General features: G+C 60.2%; 6 protein-coding genes. 4 read left to right on the top strand and 2 right to left on the bottom strand.

From position 1 onward, the window contains the following. Positions 1-197: LytTR family DNA-binding domain-containing protein (locus tag K0F88_RS32320; RefSeq protein WP_257605234.1), on the bottom strand; the 197-nt coding region annotated here is incomplete at its 3' end. Positions 198-660: 463 nt separating this feature from the next. Between K0F88_RS32320 and argH the strand changes: the two genes are divergently transcribed. Beyond that, positions 661-2,055 (top strand): argininosuccinate lyase, encoded by a 1,395-nt coding sequence (gene argH, locus K0F88_RS09995; protein WP_033060676.1) that lies wholly within the window; start codon positions 661-663, stop codon positions 2,053-2,055. 142 nt (positions 2,056-2,197) lie between these two features. Here argH and K0F88_RS09990 read toward each other — a convergent pair whose 3' ends face one another. Next, on the bottom strand, positions 2,198-2,857 hold the full coding sequence (locus K0F88_RS09990) for a glutathione S-transferase family protein (protein ID WP_219094954.1): 660 nt from the start codon (positions 2,855-2,857) through the stop codon (positions 2,198-2,200). Between the two features lie 125 nt (positions 2,858-2,982). On the opposite strand from K0F88_RS09990, the gene K0F88_RS09985 reads away from it, so the two are divergent. The 3 genes from K0F88_RS09985 (at position 2,983) to K0F88_RS09975 (ending at position 6,925) form a co-directional block, all read left to right on the top strand. Beyond that, a complete protein-coding gene (locus tag K0F88_RS09985) occupies positions 2,983-3,267 on the top strand; it encodes a hypothetical protein (protein ID WP_123500468.1) in 285 nt (94 codons plus the stop codon). A gap of 376 nt (positions 3,268-3,643) precedes the next feature. Continuing rightward, a complete protein-coding gene (locus K0F88_RS09980) occupies positions 3,644-3,889 on the top strand; it encodes a TIGR02647 family protein (protein WP_094470036.1) in 246 nt (81 codons plus the stop codon). A gap of 192 nt (positions 3,890-4,081) precedes the next feature. Continuing rightward, entirely contained in the window at positions 4,082-6,925 is a 2,844-nt protein-coding gene (locus tag K0F88_RS09975; protein WP_219094953.1) for a class I adenylate cyclase, read from the top strand. Position 6,926: the final 1 nt, after the last annotated feature.

The raw sequence follows: 6,926 nt of genomic DNA, 5'->3' as shown, positions 1-6,926 counted from the left end.
GCCACTTGCAGGCCATCAAGGCCTGGCATGCCGATATCGAGCAACACGATATCCGGCTTGTGACTGTCAATCAGCGCTAACGCCTCTTCGCCGTTCGTGGCGCTGGGCTCCAGGACATTGTATCCCTCGAGTTCGCCAACCATTCGGCTCAGGCGCTCGCGGGCTAGGGGTTCGTCATCAACGATCAGGACATTCATATTGCGCTGGATTCCTGCGTGAGTCTCGCACAAGGATAGCGTAGACAGGTGAAGTGACGTCCGTCACCGCGATCCACGCTAAGACTAGCGCGAGGGCCAAAAAGTGCCGCGAGACCGGCGGCTAAATTTTCATCTGCCGAGTGATTGGAGGCTCTGGCCCGCATTAGCGAGGTATCGCCGTAGGGTTTGCCGATACACAATATGAACACCCCCTCTTCTTATAGTCAGCCGCAGCGCCCCAGAAGTGCGCTGATCCTATTGTCCAACTGTAGACGGTTGCAGGGACGATATTGCTCAATCGGAAAATATCGTTGCGCAATTTCCCACAAGGCCTGTCCTGAGTATGGACCCCGCCTTGTGAAAAAAACCTGTCGACCAGCGTCAGCGACAGGATTGGCAACCCTGTTATTATCCGCGGCAGCTTCCAACGTCATTTTTTTCTTCAGCCGACACGAGCGAATTCATGAGCACTGACAAGACCAATCAGTCCTGGGGCGGCCGCTTCAGTGAACCCGTCGACGCCTTCGTCGCCCGCTTCACCGCCTCCGTCACTTTCGACCAGCGCCTGTATCGCCACGACATCATGGGCTCGATCGCCCACGCCACGATGCTGGCCAAGGTCGGCGTGCTGACCGACGCCGAGCGCGACAGCATCACCGATGGCTTGAAGACCATCCAGGGTGAAATCGAGGCCGGTCAGTTCGACTGGCGCATCGACCTCGAAGACGTGCACATGAACATCGAGGCGCGTCTGACCGACCGCATCGGCGTCACTGGTAAAAAACTGCACACCGGGCGCAGCCGCAACGACCAGGTCGCCACCGACATCCGCCTGTGGCTGCGTGACGAGATCGACCTGATCCTCAGCGAAATCACCCGCCTGCAAAAAGGTTTGCTGGAGCAGGCCGAGCGCGAAGCCGGCAGCATCATGCCGGGCTTCACCCACCTGCAAACCGCGCAGCCGGTGACCTTCGGGCACCACATGCTGGCCTGGTTCGAAATGCTCAGCCGCGACTACGAGCGCCTGGTCGACTGCCGCAAGCGTACCAACCGCATGCCGCTGGGCAGTGCCGCACTGGCCGGTACCACCTACCCGATCGACCGCGAATACACCGCTCAACTGCTGGGCTTCGACGCTGTGGGCGGTAACTCGCTGGACAACGTGTCCGATCGTGACTTCGCCATTGAGTTCTGCTCGGCCGCGAGCATCGCGATGATGCACTTGTCGCGCTTCTCCGAAGAGCTGGTGCTGTGGACCAGCGCGCAGTTCCAGTTCATCGATCTGCCTGACCGATTCTGCACCGGCAGCTCGATCATGCCGCAAAAGAAAAACCCGGATGTGCCAGAGCTGGTGCGCGGCAAGACCGGCCGCGTCTTCGGCGCGCTGATGGGCCTGCTGACTTTGATGAAGGGCCAGCCACTGGCCTACAACAAGGACAATCAGGAAGACAAGGAACCGCTGTTCGATGCCGCCGACACCCTGCGCGACTCGCTGCGGGCCTTCGCCGACATGATCCCGGCGATCAAGCCCAAGCACGCGATGATGCGCGAGGCGGCGCTGCGTGGTTTCTCCACCGCCACCGACCTGGCTGACTACCTGGTACGCCGTGGCCTGCCGTTCCGTGATTGCCACGAAATCGTTGGCCATGCCGTGAAGTACGGTGTGGAAAGCGGCAAAGACCTGGCGGAAATGAGCCTGGAAGAGCTGCGCAAGTTCAGCGACCAGATCGATCAGGACGTGTTCGCCGTGCTGACCCTGGAAGGCTCGGTGAACGCCCGCGACCATATCGGCGGGACTGCGCCGGCGCAGGTCAAGAAAGCTGTGGCGCGCGGTCAGGCATTGCTCGCCAGCCGCTAAACCGCCAAAAGAATCGTCGGAACGCCGCCCGGAGCAAGCTCGCTCCCACAAGGATCTCTGATCAGCCACAAATCTATAGCCGACACAGAAACCTGTGGGAGCGAGCTTGCTCGCGATGACTGACTTCAGAACGCTACAAACCCTACTTCTTGGAAGCGACCATCGCCATAAACGCCGGCATCGCCGCTTCCTTGTCCGCCGCAATCCGCTGCACGTTCGGGTTCTGCTCCAGTCGCTCCAACAGCGCCCTGGCCGCCGGCATCTCGGCCAGCAGATCGATTTCGAACAGCTTATGCGCCACCGCACAGGCCAACGGTACGCTGTACAAGAAATACAGATCCGCAATGCTCAGACTGTCCCCCGCCACATAAGGGGCGAATTTGCCGTGCCTGCCCAATGCGGCAAAGCCCGCCAACAGCTCGGCCTTGGTCTTGTTCTTGATCGCCTCTGGCACCGGCATGCCGAAAAACGCCTCGGCGTAGCACGCCCGAGCCGGCAACTCGATGTACAGCTCGATTTCCTTGGCCACTGCCAGCACCTGCGCCCGCTCAAACGGATCGCTCGGCAGGAGCGGGGTACCTTTCTGACTTTGCTCGATGAACTCGAGAATTACCGCCGTTTCGTTGATGAAACCCTGCTCGGAGCGCAAGACTGGCACCTTGCCGCGCGGACTGATGGCCAGCGCTTCCGGGCTTGTGCCGGCATAAAACGGTACTTCTTCAAACGGAACGCCCTTCTCCAGCAGCGCCAGCTTGACCATGTTGTAGTAGTTACTGACGGAAAATCCATAAAGCTTGAGCATCACAAAGCCTCCAGGCCGTGCGGGGTTGGCAGTGCCTGTTTATAGAACGCCGAAGCGATTCTTGCCAGCAGCATCACAGCGCTGAATGCAGGTAAACTGGCCGCCTTAAACTTGAGGAGCCTGCCATGAGCGAGCCAACCGATATCGAGATCGACGAAGAAGAATTCGCCGAAAACACCCTGATCGAAGCCATCGAAAACCAGATCGAAAGCGACAACCCTCCTGCGGCCAAGGCCACGTTCAACAAGCTGACCCTGGTGGGTTACGAGCGTGAGGAAATCCTCAACCTGATGGCCCACGTGTTGGCGGTAGAAATCGACGCGATCCTCGAAGAAGACCGCGCGTTCAACACCGAATGGTACGAAGCAGCCCTGCGTGCATTGCCAGAGTTGCCGCCGGAAAAGAAGTAACCCCGGTCTCCAGGGCGCAGGCCTCTGTGGCGAGGGAGCTTGCTCCCGCTCGAGTGCGAAGCGCACGCAATATCTTCGACAGTTGCCGAGATGTTGGGGCTGCTTCGCAACCCAGCGGAAGCAAGCTCCCTCGCCACAAAAACCCCTTTGCCACAGAAGCACCATCGCCTCACAACCTTCTCTCAACACAGATTGTCACCAATCTCCTCCGCCTTCCCCCAGCCCCTGACTACACTGAATCCACCCCGCTGCCGCACCACCCTTCGGGGAATGCATCCCGAGGCGAAAAAACCCTGTCGCGAGCACTGGACATGCCGCACGAGTGGGCTCACCTTAGGGGCGCTGTCGTCCAATTCCTAGAAAGTCTGGAGTCCTTATGTCGCTTACCCCTGAGTTGGTTGCCGAACTGGAAATCCTCGCCCTCTTCAACCTGGACAGTTCCCAGGAAGGTTTGAAAATTCATCAGACCGCTGCCCCGAAAGCCATTGCTGCCGCTCAACGCCTGTACGAAAAAGAACTGATCGATCAGCCCGATGGCGGTTATCTGACCAGTCTGGGTCGTGACGCCGCGCAAAATGTACAAACAGTTCTGACGATTCTGAGCGTCCAGGAAACAGCCTGAGTATTACTGCATCGCCCACGGAAACCCCTGCTACGGGATTTCCGCGGGCACACTTTTTGACCTGCGGTCGCCGCACGGTAGAAATCTGACGTCAAAAAACAAAATCAGCTTAAAAGTCCCGGGCCCGAGGCGCTAAACTGCCCCTCATCCGTAGACCCCACGTCCGAGCCTCGCGAGCCGGTTTGAGCTGACATGACCCGCACCCATGAAATCCGCCCCGATCTGGACCAGGGAATCGACCGCAAGGTTCTCAGCCAGCTGCGCGCGCGTTTTCTGAAGCTCAACGAAGGCCGCATGGCCCGTGCCATGGAAGGGTTGTCACCCCGCCAGCAAACGGTGCTGACGCTGCTGCCGCTGTTTTTCCACGTGAATCACCCGCTGTTGCCCGGTTATGTGTCGGGCAGCACGCCGGCCGGGCTGTCGAATTTCGAGCCTGACGCCAACGCCCTCGCCGAAGCCCAGCGCCTGACCCGATCGTTTTCCTATAAGCCACGCCACGGCAGCAATCCACCGCGACCGATCCACGGGCTGTTCCTGATGGGCAGCCTCGGCACCCTGGCCCAAGCCGATCAAAGCGACATGGACGTGTGGGTCTGTCATGGGCCGGACTTGAGCGAGAACGAACTCGCCGAGCTGCGCAAAAAGTGCCAGTTGCTTGAGGCCTGGGCTGCCAGCCAGGGCGCCGAGGCGCATTTCTTTCTGATCGACCCGACCCGCTTCGTGCTCGGCGAGCGCGATACACAATTGAGTTCGGAAGACTGCGGCACGACCCAGCACTACCTGCTGCTGGATGAGTTCTACCGTACCGCGATCTGGCTGGCCGGCCGCACGCCGATCTGGTGGCTGGTGCCGGTCTACGAAGAAGCCGCCTACGACCGTTACACCCACACGCTGCTGTCCAAGCGTTTCATCCGCGCAGACGAGTCGCTGGATTTGGGGCATCTGGCCTATATCCCGCCGGGGGAATTCATCGGCGCCGGGCTCTGGCAGCTGTTCAAGGGCATCGAGTCGCCCTACAAGTCCGTGCTCAAACTGCTGCTGACCGAGGTTTACGCCAGCGAACACCCGAAGGTCCACTGCCTGAGCCTGCGCTTCAAGCAGGCGGTATTCGCCAATCAACTGGACCTCGACGAACTCGACCCCTACATCGTCGTTTACCGGCGCATCGAGGAATACCTCACCGCCCGTGGCGAGCCGGAGCGCCTGGAACTGGTACGCCGAGCGTTGTACCTGAAGGTCAACCGCAAGCTCACCGGCAGCAGTCGCACCCAGAGCTGGCAACGTTCGCTGCTTGAGCGCCTGGCTCACGAATGGCACTGGGATCAGCGGCAGCTGGCGCTGCTCGACAGCCGCAGCCAATGGAAAGTCCGCCAGGTCAGCACCGAACGCCGAGCCCTGGTCAACGAGCTGAACTACAGCTACCGCTTCCTGACCCAGTTCGCCCGCAACGAGCAAACCGTCAGTCTGATCAACAAACGCGACCTCAACGTGCTGGGTCGGCGGCTGTATGCAGCCTTTGAGCGCAAAGCGGACAAAGTCGAGTTCATCAACCCTGGCATCGCCCCGGACCTGGCCGAAGACACCCTGACCCTGGTGCAGGCGCCCAACAAGAAAGAAACCGGGCAAACCCAGTGGGGTTTGTACAACGGCAGTCTGGCAGCCCACGAGTGGGAACATTTCGCGCCGATCAAGCGCAGTCGCCAATTGCTGGAGCTGCTGACCTGGTGCCACCGCAATGGCGTGATCGACAGCAGCACCCGCCTCGCCTTGCACCCCGGCACCAGCGATTTGAGCGAGTTCGAACTGTTCAACCTGCTCGGCAGCCTGCAACAAAGCATCGCCCTGCCGTTGGCGACGGTCGCCGAAGAGCCGTTGCTGCGCGCCAGTGTGCCGAGTGAAGTGCTGATTCTGGTGAACGTTGGCGTCGACCCGCTCAAGCATCACCGCGACCTGAATATCCTGATGACCACCGAGCGCACCGATTCCCTGAGCTACGCCGGTGTCCGGGAAAACCTGGTGCTGACCCTGGACCAGGTCACGCTCAACAGCTGGAACGAAGTGTTGGTCAACCGCTACGACGGCCCTCACGCCCTGCTCGACTGCCTGCGCGATTACCTCAACAACTTGCCGAAAGGCCCACAACAACCCCGCTTGAGGGTGCGTTGTTTCTGCCACAACCGGGCGCAATTCATCGCCCGGCGGGTCGAGGAGGTACTCGACACCGCGCAGAACCTGCTGCTTAGCCAGCTCAATCATCGTTACCTGCTGCAGGTCCAGCAGCATTATCACGTGCTGGAACTGGTGCCCGGCCAGGTCAATCACGTCGCCCTCGCCACGTTGCCAGCGCTGTTCGATTACCTGGGTGAAGAACTCGCGAGCTACAGCCCGCTGCACCTGGACCCGATGGCACTGGAAGACCACGACCTGGCGCTGATCCTGCCCATGGGCCAGCCCGAATGCATTCAGGTGTTCTACCGAATCAACGAACAGCAGGCGGATCTGTACGTACTGGATGAGTTCAATGCCCTGTGGCAACAACGATTGCCCTATCACGACGAGCAAAGCCTGCTGGTGCCGCTGCAACGGTTCCTGCAATCGATCCAGTACCGGCGCGACGCGTTGCTGCCGATGAACACCGCCCAACCCCTGAACCTCGACACGTTGTATTACCAGCTATTGCCGTCAGGTCCCGGCCGGGCCCGTCGCGTCGAAGCCCGGCCGGCGCCGCAAACCCCGACCAACAAACCGTTCTACGACGTGCAGGCGATCATCGGCAAAGCCGCGCCGGGACAGGTGCAGGTCACGTTGTATTGCAATCAGCGGGAGTTTTCAGAGCTGGAATATGGCGACCAACTGTTCAGTGTGGTCGCCCAGGAAATCGTCGATCAGCGCCGGGAAACCGAGCGCTATCGTTGCTACATCACCGACTTGGACCTGTCGGGCCTGCTCGGTGATGCTCAGAGTTCAAGTAATTTGTACTTGCGCTACAAGGCTGACCTGGAGCGCGCGTTGAATGAGGCGCTCGAGCAGGTCTAAG

The sequence above is a fragment of the Pseudomonas sp. UMAB-40 genome (assembly GCF_900095275.1).
Taxonomy (GTDB): Bacteria; Pseudomonadota; Gammaproteobacteria; order Pseudomonadales; family Pseudomonadaceae; genus Aquipseudomonas; species Aquipseudomonas mandelii_B.
This window is presented reverse-complemented; position numbering and strand designations above follow the sequence as displayed.